The 26,058-nt window shown below is 55.9% G+C and carries 21 protein-coding genes; 12 read left to right on the forward strand and 9 right to left on the reverse strand.

Annotated features, from left to right (window positions below; all coding sequences use genetic code 11):
* Positions 1–110: 110 nt before the first annotated feature.
* Together degP and dgt are read right to left on the reverse strand one after the other, a co-directional pair.
* A complete protein-coding gene (gene degP / locus KXR87_RS16845) occupies positions 111–1,547 on the reverse strand; it encodes a serine endoprotease DegP (protein WP_437433365.1) in 1,437 nt (478 codons plus the stop codon).
* Between the two features lie 136 nt (positions 1,548–1,683).
* A complete protein-coding gene (gene dgt, locus KXR87_RS16850; protein ID WP_437433366.1) occupies positions 1,684–3,198 on the reverse strand; it encodes a dGTPase in 1,515 nt (504 codons plus the stop codon).
* A gap of 108 nt (positions 3,199–3,306) precedes the next feature.
* Between dgt and mtnN the strand changes: the two genes are divergently transcribed.
* Genes mtnN through KXR87_RS16865 form a run of 3 tightly spaced genes read left to right on the forward strand, consistent with a single transcriptional unit; the run spans position 3,307 to position 5,436 of the window.
* Positions 3,307–4,005 carry a 5'-methylthioadenosine/S-adenosylhomocysteine nucleosidase gene (gene mtnN / locus KXR87_RS16855; protein WP_437433367.1) on the forward strand — a complete coding sequence of 233 codons (699 nt, stop codon included), beginning with the start codon at positions 3,307–3,309 and terminating at the stop codon, positions 4,003–4,005.
* Positions 3,998–4,798 (forward strand): vitamin B12 ABC transporter substrate-binding protein BtuF, encoded by an 801-nt coding sequence (gene btuF, locus KXR87_RS16860; protein WP_437433368.1) that lies wholly within the window; start codon positions 3,998–4,000, stop codon positions 4,796–4,798. Before mtnN ends, btuF begins: the two co-directional genes overlap by 8 nt.
* A 14-nt stretch (positions 4,799–4,812) precedes the next feature.
* Positions 4,813–5,436 (forward strand): TRIC cation channel family protein, encoded by a 624-nt coding sequence (locus KXR87_RS16865; RefSeq protein ID WP_437433369.1) that lies wholly within the window; start codon positions 4,813–4,815, stop codon positions 5,434–5,436.
* Positions 5,437–5,480: 44 nt separating this feature from the next.
* Here KXR87_RS16865 and erpA read toward each other — a convergent pair whose 3' ends face one another.
* Positions 5,481–5,825, reverse strand: a complete 345-nt coding sequence (gene erpA / locus KXR87_RS16870) for an iron-sulfur cluster insertion protein ErpA (protein ID WP_437433370.1) — start codon at positions 5,823–5,825, stop codon at positions 5,481–5,483.
* A 192-nt stretch (positions 5,826–6,017) separates the two neighbouring features.
* On the opposite strand from erpA, the gene hemL reads away from it, so the two are divergent.
* On the forward strand, positions 6,018–7,298 hold the full coding sequence (gene hemL / locus KXR87_RS16875) for a glutamate-1-semialdehyde 2,1-aminomutase (protein WP_437433371.1): 1,281 nt from the start codon (positions 6,018–6,020) through the stop codon (positions 7,296–7,298).
* 512 nt (positions 7,299–7,810) lie between these two features.
* On the opposite strand, the gene fhuB is transcribed toward hemL, so the two are convergent.
* The 6 genes from fhuB to hrpB all read right to left on the reverse strand — a co-directional run bounded on the left by fhuB (position 7,811) and on the right by hrpB (position 19,186).
* A complete protein-coding gene (fhuB, locus tag KXR87_RS16880; RefSeq protein ID WP_437433372.1) occupies positions 7,811–9,793 on the reverse strand; it encodes a Fe(3+)-hydroxamate ABC transporter permease FhuB in 1,983 nt (660 codons plus the stop codon).
* The gene (fhuD, locus tag KXR87_RS16885; protein WP_437433373.1) at positions 9,790–10,680 is read right to left on the reverse strand and encodes a Fe(3+)-hydroxamate ABC transporter substrate-binding protein FhuD; all 891 of its coding nucleotides are present in this window, start codon (positions 10,678–10,680) and stop codon (positions 9,790–9,792) included. The genes fhuB and fhuD overlap by 4 nt, the downstream gene beginning before the upstream one ends.
* A complete protein-coding gene (fhuC, locus tag KXR87_RS16890; protein WP_437433374.1) occupies positions 10,680–11,477 on the reverse strand; it encodes a Fe3+-hydroxamate ABC transporter ATP-binding protein FhuC in 798 nt (265 codons plus the stop codon). The genes fhuD and fhuC overlap by 1 nt, the downstream gene beginning before the upstream one ends.
* 47 nt (positions 11,478–11,524) lie before the next feature.
* Entirely contained in the window at positions 11,525–13,777 is a 2,253-nt protein-coding gene (gene fhuA / locus KXR87_RS16895; protein WP_437433375.1) for a ferrichrome porin FhuA, read from the reverse strand.
* 256 nt (positions 13,778–14,033) lie between these two features.
* Positions 14,034–16,574, reverse strand: coding sequence for a bifunctional glycosyl transferase/transpeptidase (mrcB, locus tag KXR87_RS16900; protein ID WP_437433376.1), 2,541 nt, complete (start codon positions 16,572–16,574; stop codon positions 14,034–14,036).
* Between the two features lie 182 nt (positions 16,575–16,756).
* Positions 16,757–19,186, reverse strand: coding sequence for an ATP-dependent helicase HrpB (gene hrpB, locus KXR87_RS16905; RefSeq protein WP_437433377.1), 2,430 nt, complete (start codon positions 19,184–19,186; stop codon positions 16,757–16,759).
* 141 nt (positions 19,187–19,327) lie between these two features.
* Here hrpB and thpR point away from each other — a divergent pair, with 141 nt between their 5' ends.
* The 8 genes from thpR to panC all read left to right on the forward strand — a co-directional run bounded on the left by thpR (position 19,328) and on the right by panC (position 26,004).
* The gene (gene thpR, locus KXR87_RS16910; protein ID WP_437433378.1) at positions 19,328–19,858 is read left to right on the forward strand and encodes an RNA 2',3'-cyclic phosphodiesterase; all 531 of its coding nucleotides are present in this window, start codon (positions 19,328–19,330) and stop codon (positions 19,856–19,858) included.
* A gap of 12 nt (positions 19,859–19,870) precedes the next feature.
* Positions 19,871–20,575: a DNA/RNA nuclease SfsA gene (sfsA, locus tag KXR87_RS16915; protein WP_437433379.1), complete on the forward strand. Its 705-nt coding sequence runs from the start codon at positions 19,871–19,873 to the stop codon at positions 20,573–20,575.
* A 173-nt stretch (positions 20,576–20,748) separates the two neighbouring features.
* Positions 20,749–21,204, forward strand: a complete 456-nt coding sequence (gene dksA / locus KXR87_RS16920; RefSeq protein WP_007373199.1) for an RNA polymerase-binding protein DksA — start codon at positions 20,749–20,751, stop codon at positions 21,202–21,204.
* A 126-nt stretch (positions 21,205–21,330) separates the two neighbouring features.
* Positions 21,331–22,227, forward strand: coding sequence for a tRNA glutamyl-Q(34) synthetase GluQRS (gene gluQRS / locus KXR87_RS16925; protein ID WP_437433380.1), 897 nt, complete (start codon positions 21,331–21,333; stop codon positions 22,225–22,227).
* Between the two features lie 54 nt (positions 22,228–22,281).
* Positions 22,282–23,676, forward strand: a complete 1,395-nt coding sequence (pcnB, locus tag KXR87_RS16930; RefSeq protein WP_437433401.1) for a polynucleotide adenylyltransferase PcnB — start codon at positions 22,282–22,284, stop codon at positions 23,674–23,676.
* 67 nt (positions 23,677–23,743) lie between these two features.
* A complete protein-coding gene (gene folK / locus KXR87_RS16935) occupies positions 23,744–24,229 on the forward strand; it encodes a 2-amino-4-hydroxy-6-hydroxymethyldihydropteridine diphosphokinase (protein WP_437433381.1) in 486 nt (161 codons plus the stop codon).
* A gap of 117 nt (positions 24,230–24,346) precedes the next feature.
* Positions 24,347–25,141, forward strand: coding sequence for a 3-methyl-2-oxobutanoate hydroxymethyltransferase (gene panB / locus KXR87_RS16940; RefSeq protein WP_437433382.1), 795 nt, complete (start codon positions 24,347–24,349; stop codon positions 25,139–25,141).
* An 11-nt stretch (positions 25,142–25,152) separates the two neighbouring features.
* Positions 25,153–26,004 carry a pantoate--beta-alanine ligase gene (gene panC / locus KXR87_RS16945; protein WP_437433383.1) on the forward strand — a complete coding sequence of 284 codons (852 nt, stop codon included), beginning with the start codon at positions 25,153–25,155 and terminating at the stop codon, positions 26,002–26,004.
* Positions 26,005–26,058 lie beyond the last annotated feature (54 nt).

The raw sequence follows: 26,058 nt of genomic DNA on the forward strand, positions 1-26,058 counted from the left end.
TGCACTGTGCATATGCACAAAGCCAGAATCAGAAGTATGGAGTTGTGGAAGGCCTCACAGAATCTGCGGGAAGCCCTCTCCCCCCGGACGGGAGAAGAGGGTTAAAGCGGTTACTGCATGAGCAGGTAGAGAGAGGAGTCACCGCGCTGAATGTTCAGGGCCAGCACGGAAGGTTTGCTGTCGAGAATTTTACGCAATTCGCCCAGGTTCTTAACCGGTTGCTGGTTAGCACCAATAACCACATCACCTTTCTTAAGACCAATGCGCGCAGCCGGTGTGTTGGCTTTAACTTCATTGACCACCACGCCTTCATCTTTGCCTTTGTTACTCATTTCAGCGCCTTCGATCCCGCTGAATACCGTAGCCGCTTCTGCTGACGCCTGGCTACCCTGTTGCAGTTCAATGCTTACATTCACAGGTTTGCCATCACGCACCAGGCCGAGCGTTACTTTACTGCCAATCGGCATAGATCCGACTTCCGCACGCAGGGCAGCGAAGCTGGCAATAGGCTTACCGTTGAGGGAGGTGATCACATCGCCTGCTTTCACGCCAGCTTTCGCGGCCGCAGAGTTTGGCATGACCTGGCTGACAAACGCCCCACGCTGCGCGTCCACTTTCATGGCTTTCGCCAGCTCTGAGTTGAGCTCAGTGCCCATGATCCCCAGCTCACCACGCCGTACCTGGCCATATTGCACCATCTGCGCCGTGAGGTTTTTCACCATATTGCTCGGAATAGCAAAACCAATCCCAATGTTGCCACCGTCAGGGGCCAGAATCGCGGTGTTAATACCGATCAGCTCACCGTTCAGGTTGACCAGCGCTCCCCCGGAGTTACCCCGGTTAATGGCAGCATCGGTCTGGATAAAGTTCTCATAATTCTCAGCATTCAGACCGCTGCGTCCCAGTGCTGACACAATACCCGAAGTCACGGTTTCACCCAGACCAAACGGGTTGCCGATAGCGACCGTATAGTCACCGACGCGCAGCGCGTCAGAGTCCGCTAACTGGATAGCCGTCAGGTTCTTAGGATCCTGAATTTGAATCAGTGCGATATCAGAGCGCGGATCTTTGCCAACAACTTTCGCATCGAATTTACGCCCGTCGCTCAACTGCACCTTAATGGTTGTGGCGTTGTCCACAACGTGGTTATTGGTAACCACGTAGCCTTTTGCTGCATCAATGATCACCCCGGACCCCAGCGCCATAAATTTTTGCTGCTGTCCGCCACCCTGACCTCCCGGTCCGCCCTGCCCACCCTGGCAGAATGGTGAACTCTGGAAGGGCGATCCCTCCTGGCAGAACGGGGAGTCATCACCAAAGAACTGCTGGAAGTTGCGCGGCATACGCGGCGTGTTGACCGTGGTGCTGCCTTCAACATTAATACTCACCACGGAAGGCATCACTTTTTCAAGCATTGGGGCAAGGCTTGGAAGCTGCTGAGACGTGGCTGCTGACGATGCCGTCTCTGCCGCCAAGGAAGATACCGGGATCAGCGCCAGACTTAAGCTCAGCGCCAGAGCACTCATTGCTAACGTAGTTTTTTTCATGTCTCTCAATCTCTTTACTGATAACGCAAAACGGCTGTGTATGTGTCACTCAGAGTCGTTTTATAACGTGAAGTTCCGGGATTAAGTTTTTGGAAAAAGTAAAAATTTATTGGTGGTCTTTACAATTCCCGACTCGTTATTCCACGGCCATCAGGCGGCGGTATTCATCCCATGCATATAAATCTGTCATGCCACTGATATAGTCCTGGATTAAACGGCAGCGATGGTAATATTCCATTACCGGATACTCTGGGTCCTCCGAGGATAATTTACTTACCGCTTCAACGTAGGCCAGTCGATGGCGGGTTGAAAGCTTTTGCAGTAAGCGCGATTCAATAGGCAAACGGCGTAGACGCTCCTTTTCTACAAGCTCTGAAAAATCTGCGAGCGATAATTGCAGCAGAGGGCGGTATATCTCCAGTAACCCGCTAATCACGCGATACCCCTGTAATTCCAGCTGTTCAACATCCGGGTGGCTGAACACCTCTTTTATGGCGACGTTTTTATATAATTCAAGGAGCTGGCTGTAATCGCTGTCGTCCTCCAGCAGCGCGTGATTAAATTCTCCCCGGTAAATCTGCGCCAGATTTTCGATAAAGCGTTGTGCCGCGTAGGGCACAAGTTTATTTAAGGTGTTGACCCGTAAATACATAAAAAACTGATCTTCAGCACTGCGGCTTAGCGTATTGGCGCGGGATTTCTCCCAGGCATTTTCCACCACCTGAGAAAAGAGCGAACCTTTTGCGTGATTGCCCCAGGCGTCATAAAGATGCTGGTAAAGTTGTTCAACGGTGAAAATGCGTTTCTCAACCGCATCTTCAAGATCGGCCACGCAATAGGAGATGTCATCCGCCGCCTCCATAATCCACGTCAATGGGAAACGACTGTATGTCTCCAGGTTTAATTCTTTACGCAAGCGGGCAACGTAAGCTTCTTCTGACAAATAAAAACCGGGTTTTTTCATTAAATAGCTGTGGGTTGCCAGAGGCTCACCCGCCCACCACGCCGGACGCGTGTATTTTAGAATACAGCCCACCTGCGCCCAGGTAAGATTCATGCGCATTAAGGTATGCACCAGGCGAATCCCCTGCGCATTGCCCTCAAAATGGCTTAAATCCTGACGCACCTTACGGCGTAACGCATTCAGACTCTCCTCGCCCTCCCGCAGGCGAAGCGTGACCACTTCGCAACGATCATCCGTCAGCGGCTGACTGGCGGCATCATCGGGGGCAAGGCGCTGACGAAACCAGTCATTGATGGCCGCCTCGCCAAAGTGACCAAACGGCGGATTACCAATGTCGTGCATCAGGCACGCCATCTCAACGATACTTTCAAAAGGGCCCGTCAGTTCATCAAGTCCGTAGGTTTCGAGCAGGCGCATCTCTTTCAGGCGACTCAAAATTTCTTTGGCGATGTAGCGTCCGACCTGCTGAACCTCAAGCGAGTGGGTCAAACGCGTGCGCACTGCCGCGTTGCGTTCAAGGGGGAAAACCTGGGTTTTTTGCTGCAGACGACGAATGGCTGCCGAATTGATGATGCGACCACGATCGCTTTCGAAAATGCGCAGGATTTCACGTTCAGTTTTCACCCCCTGCGGGGAGCGATAGCGACGGTGCCAGTTTATTTTTTTTCGAAAATCGATCTCACTCATTGCCGCTCCTGTCTGCGAGGCGTCACGGGATGTCATGCAATTCTGTATGCCATGATAGACTATGACCTGTAAACGTAACCCTGTCTTATCACTTTAGCGAGTATCTCCATGAAAATTGGCATTATTGGTGCAATGGAAGAAGAAGTTACGCTTCTGCGTGACAAAATCGACAATCGACAGACGCTCTCCCTGGGCGGCTGTGAAATTTACACCGGTACGCTCAATGGCGCAGAAGTGGCCCTGCTGAAATCCGGTATTGGCAAGGTGGCAGCTGCGATGGGGGCGACCCTGCTGCTGGAGCGCTGCAAGCCAGACGTGATTATCAATACCGGTTCAGCGGGCGGCCTGGCCTCCACGCTGAAAGTGGGTGATATCGTGGTTTCCGACGAAGCGCGCTATCACGATGCGGATGTTACCGCGTTTGGCTACGAGTTCGGTCAGCTTCCTGGCTGCCCGGCCGGTTTCAAAGCCGATGAAAAACTGATTGCTGCGGCAGAGAGCTGCATTAACGCGCTCAATCTCAACGCCGTGCGTGGTCTTATCGTCAGCGGCGATGCCTTTATCAATGGTTCAGTCGCGCTGGCAAAAATCCGCCATAACTTCCCGCAGGCTGCCGCCGTCGAAATGGAAGCCACGGCGATTGCGCATGTTTGCCATAATTTTGGCGTCCCGTTTGTGGTCGTTCGCGCCATCTCCGACGTGGCCGACCAGCAGTCCCACCTGAGCTTTGATGAGTTCCTGGTGGTTGCGGCGAAACAGTCCAGCCTGATGGTTGAGACGCTGGTGCAGAACCTGACGCGTGGCTAACTCTTTTTTCAGGGCGCTGGCCGCCCTGTTCCTTCTTCTCCCCGTGTGGCTCTCTGCCGCGCCGCGGGTCATTTCTCTCTCTCCTGGCAATACGGAACTGGCTTTCGCCGCAGGCATTACGCCGGTAGGTGTGAGCAGCTATTCTGATTTCCCTGCTGAAGCTGCCAGCATTGAACAGGTTGCCACCTGGCAAGGTATGAACGTTGAACGCATCGTGGCGCTGAAACCCGATGTGGTGCTCGCCTGGCGCGGAGGCAACGCTGAGCGCCAGGTCGATCAGTTGGGTCGGCTCGGCATTACGGTCAAGTGGATAGATGCCGTAACCATTGAACAGGTCGCCGGGGCGCTTGCGCAACTGGCCCAGTACAGCCCTACCCCTGAAAAGGCGACGCAGGCTGCGGATGCGCTTCTGGCGCAATATGATGCGCTGAAAAAACAGTATGCCGGTCAGACGAAAAAACGTGTTTTCCTGCAATTTGGCGGCGAGCCCCTTTTCACCAGCGGCAAAGGCTCACTGCAAAATGAGGTGCTGGAGCTGTGCGGCGGGGAAAACATCTTTGCCGCCAGCCGGGTGCCCTGGCCGCAGGTCAGCCGTGAGCAGGTACTGGCACGCCAGCCGCAGGCTATTGTGGTGGCGGGAGGTGCAGGCGAGATTCCTAAAATTGAGCAATTCTGGCACAAACAGCTCGCCATTCCGGTGATTCCGCTTACCAGTGACTGGTTTGAACGCGCCAGCCCGCGTATTATCCTCGCCGCTCAACAACTCTGCTCTGCCCTTGCGCAGGTGAAATAACCGGGGATTGAACCATGCTTGTCTATTGGCTGGATATTGTCGGCACCGCTGTTTTTGCAATATCAGGTGTATTACTCGCCGGCAAGCTCCGGATGGACCCCTTTGGCGTTCTTGTACTCGGCGTTGTGACGGCAGTCGGCGGCGGCACTATTCGCGATATGGCGCTCGCTCACGGCCCGGTGTTTTGGGTGAAAGATCCTACCGACCTGGTGGTTGCGATGGTCACCTGTATGCTAACCATTTTGCTGGTGCGCCAGCCGCGCCGCCTGCCGAAATGGGTTTTGCCGGTGCTGGATGCCGTTGGACTGGCGGTGTTTGTCGGCATCGGGGTTAATAAAGCTTTTCTGGCTGGCACCGGCCCGATGGTAGCGATTTGCATGGGCGTGGTTACCGGGGTTGGTGGCGGGATTATTCGCGATGTCCTGGCGCGGGAAATCCCGATGATCCTGCGAACGGAGATTTACGCGACGGCCTGTATCGCAGGCGGAATCGTACATGCCACGGCTTATTATACTTTTGCTATGCCGCTGGAAGCCGCCAGTATGGTCGGAATGGTAGTCACGCTGGCCATTCGACTGGCCGCTATTCGCTGGCACCTGAAACTGCCCACCTTTGCGCTGGACGAGAATGGCAGATAACAAAAAGCCGTGTCAGTGACACGGCTTTTTTTGCATCCTTAACCTCAGATGCTGAAGGAGGAACCGCAGCCGCAGGTGCTGGTCGCATTCGGGTTTGTAACCACGAAACGCGAGCCCTCAAGGCCTTCGGTATAATCGACCGCACCACCGACCAGATATTGCAGGCTCATCGGGTCAACAACCAGACCCACGCCCTGCTTCTCGATAGTCATGTCGCCATCGTTAACTTGATCGTCAAACGTGAAACCGTACTGGAAGCCGCTACATCCACCGCCGGTGATGTAGACACGCAGTTTCAGGTTTGGATTCTCTTCATCTGCGATCAGATTTTTTACTTTGCTGGCGGCTGCGTCCGTAAACTGCAGCGGCAGCACTACATCATCACTCATCTTTTGCTCCCATTCATACTGCGATCTGGGCAAATAATGACCCGATCATTTTGGCTATTATCCATCACTGCTACTAATCCTTCAAGTCTTCTCCCCTCGCCTTGTCTATCCTTTCCGTGCGCAAAACTTTGGTAACGATCGCCTGATCCCTTAGAATGCCCTCTACTTTCGAAAATTCACCAGGAACGATTTATGAGTAAGTCAGAAAACCTCTACAGCGCCGCCCGCAAACTTATTCCGGGAGGCGTGAACTCCCCGGTTCGTGCTTTTACCGGCGTAGGCGGTACACCGCTGTTTATTGAGCGTGCTGACGGCGCTTATCTTTATGACGCCGATGGCAAAGCCTACATCGACTACGTCGGCTCCTGGGGTCCGATGGTGTTGGGTCACAACCACCCGGCGATTCGCAACGCCGTGATTGAGGCGGCTGAACGCGGTCTGAGCTTTGGCGCGCCGACAGAGATGGAAGTCAAAATGGCGGAGCTGGTGACTGAACTGGTGCCGTCGATGGACATGGTGCGTATGGTTAACTCCGGCACCGAAGCCACCATGAGCGCCATCCGCCTGGCGCGCGGTTTTACCGGCCGGGACAAAATCATCAAGTTTGAAGGCTGCTACCACGGCCACGCCGACTGCCTGCTGGTGAAAGCCGGTTCCGGCGCGTTGACCCTGGGCCAGCCAAACTCACCGGGCGTACCGGCTGATTTCGCCAGACACACCCTGACCTGTACCTATAACGATCTTGACAGCGTGCGTGAAGCTTTCGCGCAGTATCCGCAGGAGATTGCCTGCATCATCGTTGAACCGGTTGCCGGCAACATGAACTGCATTCCGCCGAAAGAGGGCTTCCTGCAAGGGCTGCGTGCGCTGTGCGATGCGTCTGGCGCGTTGTTGATTATCGATGAAGTCATGACCGGTTTCCGCGTGGCCCTGGGTGGCGCGCAGGCTTATTACGACGTCACCCCTGACCTCACCTGCCTTGGAAAAATCATCGGCGGCGGTATGCCGGTGGGTGCCTTTGGTGGTCGTCGCGACATTATGGACGCGCTGGCTCCGACCGGCCCGGTCTACCAGGCGGGTACGCTTTCCGGTAATCCGATTGCGATGGCGGCAGGTTATGCCTGTTTGACCGAGGTGTCGCAGGTGGGCATTCATGAAACATTGAATGACCTGACGGCACTGCTGGCTGACGGTCTGATTGATGCCGCTCGCGGCCAGAATATCCCGCTGGTGGTCAACCATGTGGGCGGCATGTTCGGTCTGTTCTTTACCGATGCGCCGGAAGTGACCTGCTACCAGGACGTGATGGCCTGCGACGTTGAGCGCTTCAAGCGCTTCTTCCATTTGATGCTGGAAGAAGGGGTCTACCTGGCACCCTCTGCCTTCGAAGCGGGCTTTATGTCTGTCGCCCATAGCGAAGAGGACATTCGCAATACCGTAGACGCCGCACGTCGGGTGTTCGCGAAGCTGTAAGCGGTAGCATCAGGCCAGATTTGTGCGGCCTGATGCACTCACCCCGGCCCTTTCTCACTGGGCTAAGGGATCCCCACAAAAAGATGCGAGCACGGACAATCCCCTCGCCCCACCGGGGAGAGGGTTAGGGTGAGGGGAAACATGCGGCTCTGAGGGTCATTCCGTTCACCTTATGTTCCTTGCTTGTCTGTAACGACAGAACCCGTGAACGTGCCAGAGGGTTTCACCGCCACCACCCTGGCGACCCGGGCTCCCGGCCTAAGAAAATCGCCGCTGGCGCGGTCCACTTAGCATCTCCTTCAGGCTTATCGGGGACGGGCGGAGGTAACGTCCCTGTAAATCCGCCCTCGCCGCGCATCCCTGCGCGTCGCCCCGGCCTTACGGATACGCGTCGTCGATTTTCAGCCGGACCCTGTCATCGCGATGAGTGTTTTATTCTCATGGCGCAGTAATATCGCTGTAAGTCGTAACATTACTGGGGATCCCTCTCCCACCGGGAGAGGGATGACGTATTAACGACTCTGCTTTCTCAGCAAATAGATAAAGTACGGCGCGCCGATAAAGGTCGAGAGTAAACCTGCCGGAATCTGATACGGGAACATCATCATCCGGCCACACCAGTCCGCAAACACCAGCAGTAACCCGCCAACCAGCGCCGAGATAACAAGGTGCGGCATCGTACGCCTGAAACCCATCATACGTGCAATATGCGGGGCCATGAGGCCGATAAAGCTCAGCGGGCCAATGGTCATGGTTGCCGTGGCGGTGAGACAGGCTGCCAGCAGTAACAGCGCGATGCGGGATGAGGTGAGCGCTAACCCCACCGAACGCGCCGTTTCGCCTCCCAACGGCAGTACCGTCAGCCAGCGGCGACACAGTGGCACCATCGCCAGCAGGACTATCATCGCAAGGCCCGTGCGGGACACTTGCTCCCAGGTTGCTCTGTAGGTCGAGCCGGAGATCCAGGTCAGGATCTGCGCCATACGGGGATCGCCACTTGCCTGCAGCATCATCAGTAACATCGTGAACGCCGTACTGAGCGCCATCCCGGCCAGCAACATCCGGTGGGGTGAAAAACCGCCGCGCCCGGCGGCGACCATGATGACGAGCAGCGTGGCGGCCGCCCCGATGCTCCCGGCGGGCATCAGCCAGCCAAAAGCGTTACCGGGTACAAAGAAGAGCATCACGACGATCCCAAACGCGGCACCTGAGCTGATACCCAGCACTTCCGGACTCGCCATCGGATTACCAGTGAGGCGCTGAATAATACATCCGGCCACCGCCAGCATCATGCCGGCGGTTAACGCAGCCGCGATGCGCGGCATACGCCACTGCATCATTTCCTCAAGCACCGTGCCGCTTATCCAGCGCCAGCCTTCGGCATCGCGCCCGAAGGAGAGCGCCACCAGAATTCCCAGCAGCAGAACCGTCACCCCTGCAAGGGCAAACCACTGCACATTTCCGCGCTCGTTGGGTACGTTGTCCCCAGCGTCCATTGATGGCGCGCTCATACTGCGTAAACGTGGCAGCAGCCAAAGCAGGAGAGGTGCGCCAGTCAGCGCCGTAACCGACCCAGTGGAGACTTCCATCCACACACGGGTCAGCCACAAAACAAGCTGGTCGGAGAGCCAAAGGATGAGCGCACCAATGAGCGGGGCCAGCATCAAGCGGGTCAGCAAACGTCTTGCGCCGAGCATTTTCGCCAGTAAAGGGGCAAACAGACCGATAAAACCAATAATCCCCACGGCGTTGACCAATAACGCGCTCAGCACAATCGCCAGGGTTAATGCGCCCAGACGCGCCAGTGACAGCGCCAGCCCAAGGTTTCGCGCTACGCCATCATCCAGCCCCATCAGGGTCAACGGACGTAGCAGCAGCAGCGTGAGCACCACGCCGCCAAGGAGTTGCGGCCAGAGACGCTCAACGCCGCTCCAGTCGGTTTGTGTTAGCGTACCGGTGCTCCAGAGGAACATGCTTTGCAGTTGCTCATGATGGAAAAGTACCAACAGTTGGTTTATCGCCCCGCAGTAAAGGCTCACGACCAGCCCCGCCAGAATCAGCGTGACCGGTGAGAGACGTTTACCCCAGGCAACGCCAAACACCAGTGCCCCCACCACACAGGCACCGGCAAGGGCAGCAAATTGCGTGGTTAAGGCCCCCGGCAGAGCCCAGAGCGTAGTAATGGTAATGCCCAGTTGCGCACCGGTGGAGACGCCAAGCGTCGTCGGTTCCGCCAGCGGGTTACGTAGCACCTGCTGAAAAAGTACCCCCACCAGACCAAGCCCTGCCCCCACCAGCAATGCGATCGCCAGGCGTGGCAGCAGGCTGTAATGAAACAGCATCTGTTCGATGACGTTGATATCCGGCGCAGTGCTGGCCTGCGCCCACTGCGCCCGGGGCAGCGCGGCACTGAAATTCATCCACGTCAGCCAGATGCCCGCCATGAAGAGTATCGAGAGCACAATGGCTGGAAAGAGAGCAATACGGTTTTTCATGCTTTTCCCCCCAGCGCGTTATCCAGTACGCGAACGAAGTGCATCGCCGAAAGGGTTGCGCCATAGAACCATACCGCAGGGACGCGCTGAAAACGCCCGGCACGCACGAACGGCATCGCCTGCCACAATGGCGTCGCCATCAGCTTACGCATCTCTGCGTCATTGCCGTGGTCAAAGCACACTACATCCGCATCCTTAAAGATGGCCAGCCGGTCAATGCCCACCGAGGTACTGCCCCAGAAGGTGGTTTCCCCCTGCCAGGCATTGCGGATACCAAACTCATCCAGCACTTCCTGGAACAGACAGTTTTGCGTAAACACCAGCATATGGCGCGCATCCAGCAGCGTCACCATGAGCAGGGGGCGCTCGCCGCGTCCGGAAAAATGGGGTTTTCGGCTCTCCATGAAGCGGTCAAATTCAGCCAGATGCTTTTCTGCCGCGGCATTCATATTAAAGAGTTGGGCCATGTCGGTAAGCGACTGCCGTGCCGTTGCCAGCGGTTTTTTACCATCGCTGAAACTAAAACCCCGCCCCGGCGCAATTTTTGCCAGCACCTCCGCAGAGGGCCCATAACCTGCAGACCAGAGAAGGTACGAAGGCTTCATTTGCGTCAACAGTTCAAGGTTCGGTTCGGTACGCAACCCGACGTCAATCACCCCTTCAGGGAGGGCGGGCTCATTGACCCACAAGGTGTAATTGGGAATATCGCAGATCCCGTAAGGTTTAATGCCCAGCGCCAGCATCAACTCAACCGGCAGCCATTCAAGCCCCACAATTCGCTGCGTATCGATAGCGGCCGCCTGCGCACTGCGCATCTGCCATAACAAAGGGGAAAGTGCCATCATCGTCAGCAGACGGCGACGGCTAATCTGATTAAAACCGGCCATCAGTAGACAAAGCTCACCGGTGCTGCCCCGGACGGGTGAGGCAGTATGCCCATCGGAATACCGTAAATTTGCTCCAGGGTTTCGGCGCGCATAAGCTCATCCGGCGTACCCTGCGCAATTTTTTCGCCCCCGCGAAGGGCGACAAGGTAATCACAATAACGCGCGGCCATATTAATATCATGAAGTACAGCTATCACCGTCAGGCCACGCTGTTGGCTCAAACGGTGCACCAGCGCCAGCACATCTACCTGATGGGCGATGTCCAGCGCGGAGGTGGGTTCATCCAGCAACAGGCAGCGGCTGTCCTGCGCCACCAGCATCGCAATCCACGCACGCTGGCGTTCACCACCAGACAGGCTATCCACCAGTCGATGGGCAAGCGGTTTAAGCCCCACCAGCGAAATCGCCTCTTCCACTTTCTCACGATCGGCCACCCCAAAGCGCCCCAGCGCGCCGTGCCACGGGTAACGTCCAATTGCCACCAGTTCACGTACGGTCATCCCCTCAGCCTGCGGCAGCTGCTGCGGCAGATAAGCGACTTTGCGGGCAAAGGATTTGCTGTTCCAGCTTTCGAGCGGTTGCCCGTCGAGCAGCACCTCTCCCCCGGATGGGGGTTGATGGCGACCCAGCATTTTAAGCAAGGTGGATTTACCGGAACCGTTATGCCCTATCAGCCCCGTCACTTTACCGACCGGAAAGGTCAGCGAAAGCGGATGAAGGAGCGTTCGACCAGGCACACGGAAGGTGACGTCAAGGAGTTGAAATGTTGTGTCGGGAAGCGCGATCTTTTCCTGCATAAGAGCCAACTTGTAAATGGGCACGGCGAACCGTGCCCGAAGAGAGATTAGAAGCGGAAGGTTGCTGTCGCCACCACCTGACGCTCAGCGCCCCAGAAGCAGCCGTACGAGTTAAAGCAGCTGGCAACGTATTCACGATCGAACAGGTTATTCACGTGTACCGCCACGTTAGAGCCCGCCAGACCCACACGTGCCAGGTCATAACGTACCAGCGCATCAACGAGGGTATAGCTACCCACCCTGAAGCTGTTCGCCGGGTCACCCTGGCTGGAACCGGTGAAGCGCGCGCCTGTGCCCAGCGTCAGGCCAGACAGTGCGCCATCATAGAAGGTGTAATCGCCCCATGCAGAAGCCATATGTTTAGGCACCTGGGCGGGCGTATTGCCTTTGTAGCTGGTGTCGGTGGTGTACTCAGCCTCGGTGTAGGTGTAAGAACCCACCACGTTGATGCTGGCAGAAAGGGCGGCTTTCGCTTCAATCTCTGCACCACGCGCACGGATTTCCCCGCCTTCAACAGACCAGGAAGAGCCTGCCGGGTCGGCCATCAGGTTGTTGGTTTTGGTCAGCTGGTATAAGGCACCGGTCAGCACAATCGGCCGATCTTTTGGTACGTACTTCACGCCCGCTTCATACTGCTTGCCTTTAGAGGGGGCAAAAATCGCGCCATCAGCACCGGTGGTCGATGCCGGCTCGAAAGATTCGCTGTAGCTGAAGTACGGCGTGACGCCGTTATCAAACAGGTAGTTTACACCGCCGCGCCAGGTGAACTGATTATCATCACGTGATGGATGCGTACCGTAGTCACGGTTCAGGGAATCCTGTTTCGCCCAGTCGTAGCGGCCACCCAGCGTGACCAGTACCTTATCCCACTGCGCCTGATCCTGCGCATACACACCGGTCTGTTGCTGTTTCAGCAGGATACGGTAAGGACCAGACGGGCCATCGTGCGCAGCAAAGTCATAATCGCTGCGATCAAGATTGTAGATATCTGAAGGGGCAACAGAACCTGCATAGCCAAAGTACGAGTCGATATCATTACGCATGCGCATAAAGTCAACGCCGGTCAACAGCGTATGATCGATGGCACCGGTCGCAAATTTACTCTGCAATTGGGTATCGACAGTAAAGGTCTGCAATTTTTCGCGGTCAATCACGTACTGGCGGGTCAGCGTATGATCCCATTCAGAGGAGGCGATGCCTGCACAAGGGCTTGTGGACGGATTACTGGAGTAGAGCTTATCGGAACACATCCCGTAGCCGTAGACGCTGTTCTGCGCCACTTTGTTCTCTGCAAAGCGCAGGTTCTGACGCATGGTGAAGGTGTCATCAAAGCCGTGTTCGAAGCTGTAGCCCACCATTTTCTCATTACGAGAGTAGGTGTTGTTTTCAGCACCTTCGTTAAAGTCGCGGGATAAACGCTTACCGTTCGGCAGCGGTTGAACCGTCCCTTCTTTTGGCAGCCAGCCGTAATAACCGGTATCCGGCTCGTTCTGGAAATAAGAGAGGAAGGTGAAATTGGTTTTGTCATCAGGACGCCAGCTAAACGATGGCGCGATAGTATAACGCTGCTCTTTTGCCCCTTCCTGCTGGGCAGTGGCGGAGCGTGCCAGCCCGGTTAAACGATAGGAGTAAACACCGTCGTCATCCAGCGCATCGCTGAAATCAAAGCCGGTCTGGTAGAGATTATCGGTGCCCATTTTGAACTGCACTTCGTACAGCGGCGTCGTGGTGGGACGCTTGCTCACCATGTTCAGCAACCCACCGGGGCTGCTCTTGCCGTACAGCACGGAAGAGGGGCCACGCAGGACCTCAGCACGTTCGAGCATGTAAGGATCAATCACCGCGTCGTTATAGAAGTTGCCCTGCATCTTCATACCGTCGAGGTAGTTGTTCTGGCTCTGTCCATCAGCGGCAAAACCACGAATGATCAGGTAATCATAGGTGTTAGACGCGCCGCGCGTCCCCACGGCCACACCCGGCGTATAGCTTAATGCCTCTTTAACCGATTTTGGCTGGTGTAGCGCCATCTCTTCGCTGGTTACCACTGAGACAGACTGCGGTGCCTTCTCAATAGAGGTATCCGTTTTAGTCGCCGTTGCGGATTGGCGTGCGGCAATCGTCGCAGCCGGTCCCCACGCGCTCTCTTGTGGCGCGGCGGCGGCACTTACGTTGATGGTATCTTCTTTTTGGGTTGTAGCAGCCTGTGCATAAACAGACATGCCGCTAACCGCTGTGGCTACAACTACTGCGATTTTACGCAGTGAACTGTTGACTGGCTGAGCAGTTTTTAGACGCGCCATTATTTTTTCTCTGACGATGAGTGAATGATAACGTAAACGATAATTATTATTATGACGGCAGCATAATATGCGAAGGATTGTCAGCATAGCAAGCGATATGCGGCCCTGACCGACAGAGGGGATGAAGAAATAACCAGATGAAATGTGGGGCGTTAATAAAGAAGGATCGGGTGGTTACATCGAGGTAACAGAGCGGTTTATCGGGTCGGGTTTATCGCCCAAAAAACCCCCAGCCTGACGGCTGAGGGTCATAAGGTTAGTTACTGCCGAACATATCCTTAATCCAGCCCGCAACACCATCGCTCTTCTCTTCCTGCTGTGGCGGTTGCTGCTGCTGTTGCTGTTGCTGCGGCGCAGACTGATTAAACGGATTGCCCTGCTGTTGCTGCTGCTGTTGTTGCTGCATGAGCATTTGACTTTGCTGACACAGCGCATCCGGATTGGTCGTCCACACCGGCAGCGAGCGGACGCCACCGCCTCCACAGATGAAGTTACCCATCTCATCCACGCTCAGGGTGGTGATATCTTCGGGCGGCGTCAGATCCAGAGGAATAGGCAACTGATTTGCCAGATAGCGCTGGTAAATGGCCATTGCCCCGCTTGCCCCGTAGAGTTTGGTCGGCTGGTTGTTATCCCGCCCAACCCAGGTAATGGTCACTTCACGCCCGTCAATACCGGCAAACCAGGTATCCACATTGTTGTTGGTGGTGCCGGTTTTACCCGCCAGATGCAGATTTGGGTATTTCGCTCCTAACTGACGGCCTGTACCACGCTGTATTACCTGCTGCATGGTCCATAGCGTCATATAGGCGGCCTGGGCCGGCACTGCCCGCTCAGACTGCGGGAAGCTCTGATAGAGCACCGTCCCATCTTCTGCAATCACAGAGCGCAGCGCAGATAAGGTGGCACGGTTACCGCCGCTGGCGATGGTCTGGAATGCCTGCGCCACTTCAATCGGGGTCAGGTTAAGCGCACCAAGTAGCATTGACGGGTTCGCCGTTAACTGATCTTTTGGCGCGCCCAGCTTCAGCCAGGTATCGGTCACCGCAGGCAGACCCAGTGCCATACCCAGGTTAACGGTTGGCACGTTCATCGAACGGGTAAGCGCATCGACCAGCATCACCTGGCCGCTAAACCGATGATCATCGTTCTGGGGTGCCCACACCTGACCATTAGAAAGGCGCAGCGAGATAGGGGCATCAGCAATCGAGGTGTTCAGACGGTACTTATCCGGCTGGCTCAGCGCCGTCAGGTAGGTTGCTGGCTTCGCCAGAGAACCAATGGAGCGGCGCGCCTGCATCGCACGGTTATAACCCGCAAACTGCGGCGTTGATCCACCGACCATCGCACGGACCTCACCGCTAAAGCGGTCTACCACGACCATTGCGGTTTCAAGATCGTCCAGTTTGCGCTGTTTAATCAGCGCCGGAATCCCCTCCACCGCCGCTTTTTCAGCTGCATCCTGAGCCAGGGAGTCAAAGGTGGTGAAGATCTTCACGCCTGAGAGATCCTTCACTTTGTCACCAAGCTTCGCCTGCAACTCCTGACGCACCATCTGCATAAAAGCAGGCTGTGGGGAGATAACGCCACCGCGCGGCTGAACGCCAAGCGGACGGGCACTGAGCATATCGTACAGCTCCTGATCGATCACCTTCTGCTCTTGCATCAGGCGCAGTACCAGGTTACGACGTTCGAGGGCCAGTTTCGGGTTACGCCACGGGTTGTAAATAGACGCACCCTTCACCATCCCCACCAGCATCGCCTGCTGATCAAGGCTCAGTTCTTCCACCGGGCGACCAAAGTAGTACAGGCTCGCCAGCGGGAAACCACGGATCTCGTTGTCACCGCTCTGCCCGAGATACACTTCGTTCATATACAGTTCAAGAATACGATCCTTGCTGTATCGGGCATCCATAATGAGCGCCATCAAGGCTTCATTGGCCTTACGCCAGTATGAGCGCTCGCTGCTCAGGAAGAGGTTTTTCACTAACTGTTGCGTCAGCGTACTTGCCCCCTGCACGGTACGGCCGGCAGTCAGGTTCGCCAGTACCGCACGGCCAATAGAGTAGAAGCTGATGCCATCGTGTTCATAGAAGTGACGGTCTTCGGTCGCCAGTAACGTATCCACCAGCAGATCCGGGAAACCACTACGCGGCACAAACAGACGCTGCTCACCGTTAGGTGAAGAGAGCATCGTAATGAGGCGGGGATCGAGACGGAAGAAACCGAACTGACGGTTGCTGTCCATGTTCTCGATAGTATCCAGCCGGTTGCCGTCAAAGGTCAGACGTGCGCGGACCTGCCCTTCTTTACTGTCCGGGAAATCGAACGGGCGACGGATCATCTCAATGCTTTTGGCCTGCACGGTAAATTCGCCAGGCCGCGTCATTTTGGTTACCTGGCGGTACTGCGTCGACTCAAGCAGTTTTACCATCTCATTTTTGCTGACGGGCATATCAGGTTCGAGGTTGACCATACGGCCATACACTGCTGCCGGAAGCTGCCAGACTTTGCCATCAATACGGGCACGGATCTTCTGGTCGAGATACACCCCATAGATGGCTAACAGGACCGCGCCGATAAGACAAATTTTAAACAGCAGCCATAACCAGCGGCGTTTCTTCCGCGGCTTGCCGCCCCGGCCCTTTCCTTTGCGTGGGGCTGACACCTCTTCGCTATCCTCATCGTCGTAGTCGTCGTATTCCTCTTCTCTGGCGCGACGACGACTGATTTTCTCTTTTGCCGGACGTGTGTTTCTGCTCTTACGTCCAATTGGCTCGCGGTCATTCCCCGCCATGCTCTCTCTCTCCGCAACATTCAGGCGCAAAGGCCCGATTCTCAGTTCTTGCTCCAGGTGGAGGAAGAAGATATCTCTCAAAACAAACAGCAGATTTCCTCCAGGAGAAAATCTTTTAAGCTTTTCCCCCTCTCCTCGCAGGAGAGGGTTGGGGCGCGGGCATCAGACCGCACCTCCGTACATCAGGAATACTTTTTTGTACGCCGGGTCGGCGCCGTATTCGCAGGATCGTCAGGCCAGACGTGCTTCGGATAGCGCCCCTTCATCTCCTTTTGCACCTCGCGATACGCCCCCTGCCAGAATGCCGCCAGGTCGCGGGTAATTTGCAGCGGCCGCTGGGCTGGCGACAACAGCTCAAGCACCAGCGCGATTCGCCCTCCCGCAAGTGAAGGCGTTGTGGCCTCGCCAAACATCTCCTGCATACGTACCGCCAGTGCCGGAGGATTATCCTCATGATATCGAATAGCAATCCGGCTTCCTGTCGGCACAGTGTAATGCGCTGGCAACGAACTCTCCAGCTGTTGCCGTAAAGGCCAGGGCAGCCAGGCGAGTAACGCGCCATGAAGGTCCAGCGCCTTAAGGGCACGCAGTGAATGCACGCCATCCATATGCGGCAGCAACCAGCTCTCAAGGTTAGCCAGTAATGAGGCATCATCGACCGCTGGCCACGCAACTTCAGGCAGCCATTTTGCTGCGCAATGTAACCGCAGCCGCAGTTGAGTTGCTTCTGGTGTCCAGTTAAGGACATCCAGCCCCTTCTCACGAATGCCGTTAAGCATTGCCTGGTGCAGCACCTTTTCTGACGGTTTCGAGAGCGGTTGCACCTTGACCGTAAGCTGACCAATCTGGCTACGGCGCAAGGCTTTTAATGTTCCCTGCGCATCATCCCACTCCACCGTATCGGCGTGCTGCAAAATGGCCGGACACGCGGCGACCAGCGCATCAATATCCAGCGGCAACGCCAGCAATATACGGGCATCGGGGGAGTGACTTCCCTGCAAAAGCAGTGGTGCCAGCAGCCATTCATGGCGGTTAAGCGCATCATCAGCATCGAGCATAGCGCCCATGCCGTTTGCCAGCTGGTAGCGTCCGTCCAGCCCGCGTCGCCGCGCAATCCGGTCAGCAAACGCGCGCGCCAGTAAAGGGGCCAGTAGGCTACTGTCCGCCTCGCCATCGGTGGCCTTCAGGCGGCGGGTCAACTGACGGGCACGCTGCTGCCACTGCGGTTGATGCCGGGCAAATGCCGCACTCAAATCCCTGTTTGCGCTGCGTGGAGGTTCTTCAAGGATGGCCGTCACCTTCGCCGCCGTGGCTATTTCATCGGCATTCTGAGCACTGGCCAGCATAGCGGCAAGCCGCGGATCGTTACCTGTCGCCGCCATTTTCTGCCCGAAGACAGATAAACGTTCACCGTCCAGCGCTCCCAGTTGCGTGAGCAACTTACGCGCGGCGGCAAGATGATGAGCAGGGGGCAAATCCAGCCAGCGCAGCTGGCCAGGATCCTGGCATCCCCACTGTAACAACTCCATCAGCAGGCCCGATAAATCGCGTTGCAGGATCTCTGCATCCGCCTGTGCCGCTGCCCGTTCTGCCTGCTCTTTACTGATAAGGTGTAAACAGATCCCCGGTTGTAGACGCCCGGCGCGTCCTGCGCGCTGCGTCATCGACGCCTGGCTCACGCGCTGGGTCACCAGTCTGGTCAGTCCCGTCCGGGGATCAAAACAGGCTACCCTTTCCTGAGCCGAATCCACCACCAGGCAGATCCCTTCAATGGTCAGGCTGGTTTCCGCAATATTGGTCGCCAGTACCACTTTGCGCAGCCCGGCCGGAGCAGGCAAAATCGCTTTACGCTGTTCATTTAGCGGCAATGCGCCATACAGCGGGCAGAGCAGAACGTCGCTCCCTACTCTGCCGGAGAGCTGCTCCTGAACGCGCTCTATTTCACTCACCCCCGGTAGAAAGAGCAGTAGCGAGCCCGTCTGTGTACGCAGCAGATCCGCGACCGCGGATGCGACAGCATCGTCAAAACGCTGATGCGTATTCAGCGCCTGGTAACGACGTTCCACCGGGTACAGGCGACCTTCAGAGACAATGAGTGGCGCCTCGGGCAGCAGTGTTTTTAACCGGTTGTTATCAAGGGTGGCCGACATTACCAGCAATTTAAGGTCATCGCGCAGACCCTGCTGGACGTCCAACAGAAGCGCCAGCGCCAGATCGGCCTGCAGGCTACGTTCATGAAATTCATCCAGGATCACCATATCAACACCGCTGAGCTCAGGATCCTGTTGGATCATGCGCGTCAGGATCCCTTCGGTGACCACCTCCAGCCGGGTCTGCGGCCCGACACAGGTTTGTGACCGCATACGATAACCGACCGTTTCACCTGGCTGCTCATTGAGCTGCTCGGCCAGCCGCTGCGCCACGTTGCGCGCCGCCAGTCTTCGCGGTTCGAGCAGCAGAATACGCCCGCTGTTTTTGCACTGCTGCAATAACTGAAGCGGCAACCAGGTCGATTTCCCTGCGCCTGTAGGGGCGATGAGTAACACCTGCGGCGCCTGGTGTAAGGCGGTTAACAGATCGGGCAGTACGGCGGCAACCGGCAAAGAGGACACGCAAGGCTCCAGTGAAATGACGTTGAACTATAGCAGAGGCCGGCAATTGTACATGAACTCGATGCGGTTGCAGTGCTCTGAAATTTGCGGGTTAGGGTCGGGGGCGGTAGCATCGCCGGAGATATTTACGGAGAGTCAGCTATGCACGAATCGAAAAGGCTGTTTTTTGCCCTCGAACTGCCTGATGCAACGCGTCGGGACATCGTACGCTGGCGAGCAGAACATTTTGCCCAGGATGCGGGCCGACCAGTAGCCGCCGCGAATCTTCACCTGACGCTGGCCTTTCTGGGGGAAGTCAGTCACGAGAAACAACACGCGCTGGAAGCGATGGCCGGACGCATTACGCAACCTGGTTTTACGCTGCGACTGGATGATGCCGGCCAGTGGTGGCGCTCTCGCGTGGCGTGGCTCGGGTGTCGTCAGCCTCCGCGCGGGTTGATTCAGTTAGCCGATATGCTGCGCGCGCAGGCCTCGCGCAGCGGCTGCTACCAAAGCCCAACGCCTTTCCACCCCCACATCACGCTGCTACGTGATACCCGCAATGCAATGGCGCTTCCTCCGCCGGGCTTCAACTGGTCTGTTCCGGTGAACGAGTTTGCGTTGTATGAATCGCAGTTTAGCGGTGGTCGCGTGCGTTACACCGTACTCAACCGCTGGACGTTAAAAACATAACAAGGACCGCTCATGGAGTTTTCCCCTGCCCTGAAGCCCGCCACGCTAATTCAGCGCTATAAACGTTTTCTCGCCGATGTCATCACCCCGGATGGCGAAACGCTAACTATCCATTGCCCTAATACCGGGGCAATGACCGGCTGCGCAACGCCTGGGGATACGGTCTGGTATTCGACATCAGAAAATACTAAACGCAAATATCCTTACACCTGGGAATTAACTCAAACGCTTAATGGTGCCTGTATTTGTGTTAATACGCTGAGGGCAAATAGCCTGACTAAAGAAGCGATTATGCAGGATCGTCTACCTGAACTGACCGGCTATAGCGTGCTAAAAAGCGAAGTAAAATATGGCTCTGAAGCCAGCAGAATTGATTTCCTGTTACAGGCAGAGGATCGCCGCAACTGCTATATTGAAGTGAAATCAGTGACGCTCGCCGAAGAAAGGAACGGTTTTTTCCCGGATGCGGTTACCTTACGCGGTCAAAAGCACCTGCGTGAGTTAATGGGCGTAGCGGCCAACGGCGAACGTGCCGTTATCCTCTTCGCCGTTCTGCATTCAGCCGTTGAACATTTCTCCCCCGCGCGCCATATTGATGAGCAATACGCACGATTATTAAATGACGCACACCGTCAGGGCGTAGAAATTCTGGCTTATAAAGCGGAACTTTCTGCTAAAAATATGACTCTGAGATTTCCGCTCCCCTTCGCGTTATGAAGGAAAACAATGATTATTTAGTGTTCTGGTCGCGTGCGCAAATACGCTTTTCTTCACAGGCTTGTCAAGTGTTACGTTTAGATATTTGCCATCCTGAAAAGCATCTGCTATTTATAGCGGCCTGATTTTCCCCCGAACACGGGGATCGATAGTGCGTGTTAAGGAGAAGCAACATGCAAGAAGGGCAAAACCGTAAAACATCGTCCCTGAGTATTCTCGCCATCGCTGGGGTGGAGCCGTATCAAGAGAAACCGGGCGAAGAGTATATGAACGAAGCCCAGCTGGCGCACTTCAAGCGTATTCTTGAAGCGTGGCGTAATCAACTTAGGGATGAAGTCGATCGCACCGTCACCCATATGCAGGATGAAGCGGCAAACTTCCCGGACCCGGTAGACCGCGCGGCCCAGGAAGAAGAGTTTAGCCTCGAACTGCGTAACCGTGACCGCGAGCGTAAACTGATTAAAAAGATCGAAAAAACGCTGAAAAAAGTGGAAGACGAAGACTTCGGCTTCTGCGAATCCTGCGGCGTAGAGATTGGCATTCGTCGCCTGGAAGCGCGTCCAACAGCCGACCTCTGCATCGACTGTAAAACCCTGGCTGAAATCCGCGAAAAACAGATGGCGGGTTAAGTTTTCTGATGACCGACAGCCGGTCATCTCTCTGTTGGCGCAGCGCTGTTCCCGGCCTGCGCCTTCACTTCAGGCTGTGCTATAGTCGGGACAATTTTTCCGCTATCGATGCTTTTCGCTTTCACCATGTCTGAACCTCGCTATACAGGACGCTTTGCGCCATCACCCTCTGGTGAACTTCATTTCGGCTCCCTTATTGCCGCCCTCGGCAGCTATCTGCAGGCTCGCGCCAACCACGGCGTATGGCGGGTTCGCATTGAAGATATCGACCCGCCACGCGAAGTCCCCGGCGCTGCAGATACTATTTTGCGCCAGCTTACCCACTATGGTCTGCACTGGGATGGCGAGGTGCTCTGGCAATCACAGCGTCACGAGGCATACCGCGAAGCGCTCGCCTGGCTTAAGGCGCAAAACCTGAGCTATTACTGCACCTGTACCCGTGCGCGCATCCAGCGTGTGGGGGGATTTTACGATGGACATTGCCGCACGCTGAATCAGGGCCCGGACCATGCCGCCGTCCGCCTGTTGCAACACCATCCGGTGACCCATTTTCATGACAAGCTGCGCGGCGATATTCATGTCGATCCGCATCTGGCCCGTGAAGATTTTATTATCCACCGCCGGGATGGTCTGTTTGCCTACAACCTCGCCGTCGTGGTCGATGACCACTTTCAGGGGGTAACGGAGATCGTGCGCGGTGCGGATTTAATTGACCCTACGGTAAGGCAGCTTTCGCTTTATCAGCACTTTGCCTGGCCTGCTCCCGGTTACATTCATCTACCGCTGGCGTTAAATGCACAAGGGGACAAGCTCTCCAAGCAAAACCATGCGCCCGCCTTGCCTGGCGGCGATCCGCGCCCCATAATAATCAGGGCGTTACAATTCTTAAACCAGAACGCAACAGAAGAATGGCAGGACCTCAGCATCGAGGATTTACTCTCTCGCGCAGTCGCAAACTGGACGCTTTCCCGGGTGCCAGATGCAGTGGATGTGAATACATCATTCTCAAACGCTTCGCGCTGAGCTATGATTAGCCGCTATTTTTTTGTCCTGACGTTTGACACTACGAGGTGCACTATTTTTACCCGAGTCGCTAATTTTTGCCGTAAGGTGCTTAGCCGCGAAGAAAGCATGGTCGTTGAGGCTACTGTACAACCTCAGATGACGGTTATTCCGCGTGAGCAGCACGCTATCTCCCGCAAAGATATCAGTGAAAACGCGCTCAAAGTGCTCTATCGGCTGAACAAAGCGGGTTACGATGCCTACCTTGTGGGTGGCGGGGTGCGTGACTTGCTCCTGGGCAAGAAACCGAAAGATTTTGATGTCACCACCAGCGCTACGCCGGATCAGGTACGTAAGCTGTTCCGCAACTGCCGCCTGGTTGGCCGCCGTTTCCGCCTGGCTCACGTGATGTTTGGCCCGGAAATCATCGAAGTCGCCACCTTCCGTGGCCATCATGAAGAGGCCGCATCTGACCGCACCACGTCACAGCGCGGGCAAAACGGTATGCTGTTGCGTGACAACATCTTTGGTTCCATTGAAGAAGATGCGCAGCGCCGCGACTTCACCATCAATAGCCTTTATTACAGCGTTGCCGATTTTACCGTCCGCGATTATGTCGGCGGCATGCGTGACCTGGAAGATGGCGTTATTCGTCTGATTGGCAACCCGGAGACCCGCTATCGGGAAGATCCGGTGCGCATGCTGCGTGCTGTTCGCTTTGCGGCCAAACTGGGTATGAGCATCAGCGCGGAAACAGCTGAACCCATTCCACGGCTGGCAACGCTGATCAACGACGTGCCGCCTGCGCGTCTGTTCGAAGAGGCACTTAAGCTGCTGCAAGCTGGTTATGGCTTCGACACCTACACGTTGCTACGCGAATACAATCTATTCCAGCCTCTTTTCCCGACCCTCTGCCGCTACTTCACTGAAAACGGTGACAGCGCGATGGAGCGTATCATCGCGCAGGTGCTTAAAAATACCGACACCCGCATTCACAATGATATGCGCGTTAATCCGGCCTTCCTGTTCGCCGCTATGTTCTGGTACCCCTTACTGGAAACTGCCCAGCGTATCGCGCAGGAGAGTGGACTGGCCTATTACGATGCCTTTGCGCTGGCCATGAATGATGTTCTCGATGAGGCCTGCCGTACGCTGGCTATTCCTAAGCGCATCACGACGCTTGTGCGTGATATCTGGCAGCTACAGTTACGCATGTCCCGTCGCCAGGGTAAACGTGCCTGGAAACTGATGGAACATCCTAAATTCCGGGCCGCTTACGATCTGCTCGCGCTCAGGGCCGAAATTGAGCGCAACGCTGAGCTACAGCGTCTGGCGAAATGGTGGGGCGAATTTCAGGTTTCCGCGCCACCGGATCAAAAAGAGATGCTCGACGATCTGGGTGATGAGCCCGCCGCGCGTCGTCGCCACCGTAGGCCGCGTAAGCGCGCGCCACGGCGCGAAAGCGCATAATTCGTTTGATCTTCAGGCCTGCCATGAGCAGGCCTGATGCTTTACCGTGTCTGCATCAGGAGCCGAAATGTCCCCAACGCTTTGCTATATTGCCATCGGTAGTAATCTTGCCTCTCCCCTGCAACAGGTTAATGCTGCGCTTTCAGCACTGGGTGATATTCCCCAAAGCCGGGTGGTTGCTGTTTCCTCATTTTATCGCACCCCGCCACTCGGCCCGCAGGATCAGCCGGACTATCTTAATGCCGCCGTGGCCCTTGAGACGCAGCTGCCACCGGACGCGTTACTGGATAACACGCAGCGCATTGAGTTACAGCAAGGGCGTGAGCGTAAAGCCGAACGCTGGGGGCCACGAACCCTGGATTTAGATATCATGTTATTTGGCGATGAGAGTATTCAGACCCCACGCCTGACGGTGCCTCACTACGACATGTTCAACCGCGGTTTCATGCTCTGGCCGCTGTTTGAAATCGCCCCCGCCCTTCGCTTTCCTGATGGCACCCTGCTCACTGAACGCCTCACGCAATGCGGTGCAGATAAACCCGCCTTATGGTAAAACCCTTTTCTGTCGCCGTAGTTGTGATCGCAGTTGAACGATTGCCTAAAATCATTGTTCACCTGAATCATACTGCTAGAATGCGCCAGGATTCGTTTTTAGCCATCAGGAAACGTTATGAAACCAACCACCCTTTCCCTGCTGCTTAAATGCAAAAAGGAAAAAAAACGCTTCGCCACTATCACTGCCTACGACTACAGCTTTGCAAAGCTGTTTGCTGAAGAGGGCATCAACGTGATGCTGGTTGGCGATTCGTTAGGGATGACGGTCCAGGGTCATGATTCCACCCTGCCCGTGACGGTAGACGACATCGCCTATCATACCCGTGCGGTTCGCCGTGGTGCCCCTTATTGCCTGCTGCTCGCCGATCTGCCATTTATGGCTTATGCCACACCAGAACAGGCCTTTGCGCATTCGGCTACCGTCATGCGCGCCGGGGCCAACATGGTCAAAATCGAAGGGGGACGCTGGTTAGCCCAGACGGTGAAAATGCTCACTGAACGCGCCGTACCGGTGTGCGGGCATCTTGGCTTAACGCCCCAGTCCGTGAATATTTTCGGTGGCTACAAAGTTCAGGGTCGCAGCGAGGATGCCGCGCAAACGCTGCTGGATGATGCACTGGCGCTTGAGGCTGCAGGCGCACAGCTGCTGGTGCTGGAATGCGTCCCGGTAGAACTGGCTAAACGCGTGACTGAGGCGCTGACCATCCCGGTTATCGGTATTGGTGCCGGTAACGTGACCGACGGACAAATTCTGGTGATGCACGATGCCTTTGGTATCACCGGTGGACACATTCCCAAATTTGCCAAAAACTTCCTCACCGAGGCGGGTAACCTGCGCGCGGCCGTGCGTCAATATGTTGCTGACGTCGAGTCCGGCGCTTATCCGGGCGAAGAACACAGTTTCCATTAAGGAGTATCGTCGTGTTGATTATCGAAACGCTACCGCTGCTACGCCAGCATATCCGTCGCCTGCGTCAGGAAGGCAAACGCATCGCCCTGGTGCCAACCATGGGCAACCTGCATGACGGCCATATGACGCTCGTGGATGAAGCGAAAGCGCGCGCAGACGTCGTGGTGGTCACTATTTTCGTTAACCCGATGCAGTTCGATCGTGCGGACGATCTGGCGCGCTACCCGCGTACGCTGCAGGAAGATTGTGAAAAACTGAATAAACGCAAGGTGGATTTCGTCTTTGCCCCCGCCCCTGCGGATATTTATCCGGCCGGTACCGAGACGCAGACCTATGTCGATGTCCCTGGCATTTCGACCATGCTTGAAGGGGCCAGCCGTCCCGGTCATTTCCGTGGTGTATCCACTATTGTCAGTAAGCTGTTCAACCTGATTCAGCCGGATGTGGCCTGCTTCGGACAAAAAGATTATCAACAGTTAAAACTCATCAGCAAAATGGTTGCCGATATGGGTTATGACATTGAGATAGTCGGCGTACCCACAGTGCGGGCAAAAGATGGCCTGGCATTGAGTTCGCGTAATGGCTATCTGACCGCCGAACAGCGCAAAATCGCCCCTGGTCTGAGTAAGACCATGAATGAGATGGCCGATAAAATACGTGCCGGCGAACGCAATGTTGATGAGGTAATCGCCCTGGCCGGGCAGGCGCTGAACGACAAGGGTTTTCGTGCCGATGATATTCAGATTCGCGATGCCGACACCCTGATGGCTTTAACCGGAAGCAGCAAACGCGCCGTGATTTTGATGGCCGCATGGCTCGGCGAGGCCCGTTTAATCGACAATACCCTGGTTGATTTGGCGTAGTAGACTTTGGTGAAAAATCGGGCAATACTCCCGCTCTGAAACTCCCCCAACGTC

The sequence above is a fragment of the Yokenella regensburgei genome (assembly GCF_051486985.1).
Taxonomy (GTDB): domain Bacteria; phylum Pseudomonadota; class Gammaproteobacteria; order Enterobacterales; family Enterobacteriaceae; genus CBFFRJ01.